The sequence below is a fragment of the Pseudomonas sp. AC463 genome (assembly GCF_979253585.1).
In genome coordinates this window covers 1-255 of the sequence record NZ_CEEDDZ010000858.1, presented here as the reverse complement: position 1 = coordinate 255, position 255 = coordinate 1, and the positions used below count along the sequence as shown (strand labels likewise).

1 protein-coding gene is annotated in these 255 nt (G+C 65.5%); it reads left to right on the top strand.

The genetic code is table 11. The annotated features are described in order from the left end of the window. Positions 1-45: 45 nt before the first annotated feature. Positions 46-255, top strand: a 210-nt coding sequence (locus AC0IYH_RS32670; RefSeq protein WP_471838507.1) for a hypothetical protein, incomplete at its 3' end; no start/stop codon positions are given.

Genomic DNA, 255 nt, shown 5'->3' with positions numbered 1-255 from the left:
GAGCACGCGTAGCCAATCGCATCCTGGGCGGTTACAGTCGCGTCCATGGTGACCCTGCGACCATCGACCGCCGTTCTTCGCTCTGTGTCACTGCTCCTCACACCCGTTATCGCATCGTCGGTGCAGGCCCAGCCGGGGCCGCAGGACGTGGGCGAGTGGACGGTCGCGGTGAGCAAGGATGGCAAGGGCTGTTTCCTGACCCGCGAGTTCGATCGCGCCGGAGACACCACGCTGCTGCTCGGGATCGATACCGAC